Here is a 355-nt window from a genome sequence, read left to right on the forward strand (position 1 = left end):
AAGATGCATTCGAGTAACGATTCGCCACACACTTGATTCAACAGTCCTTCCTCTCAAAGAGAAGCGCTTCTATTGAAAAGTTATCCACAACATTCGTTGTTTCAAACTTGAGTGCTCAGCAACTAAATATATTCAAAAGAATATATGTTGACAGATTCCATATTTTTAAAGATCAACTCTTCATAAAAGAAGAGGAACAAAGATAAACAACCAAAGTTGTCTATGTTCGTTTCAAACAATTCGTGTGAACGCTTATCGGCAAGATTGCGTTTAAGGAGGTGATCCAGCCCCAGGTTCCCCTAGGGCTACCTTGTTACGACTTCACCCCAGTCATGAATCACTCCGTGGTAACCGC

1 rRNA gene is annotated in these 355 nt (G+C 40.3%); it reads right to left on the bottom strand.

The annotated features are described in order from the left end of the window. Positions 1 to 271: 271 nt before the first annotated feature. Positions 272 to 355 (bottom strand): 16S ribosomal RNA (locus EHSB41UT_RS24290); the annotation flags it as partial.

It is taken from the genome of Parendozoicomonas haliclonae (assembly GCF_900174585.1).
Lineage (GTDB): Bacteria > Pseudomonadota > Gammaproteobacteria > Pseudomonadales > Endozoicomonadaceae > Sansalvadorimonas > Sansalvadorimonas haliclonae.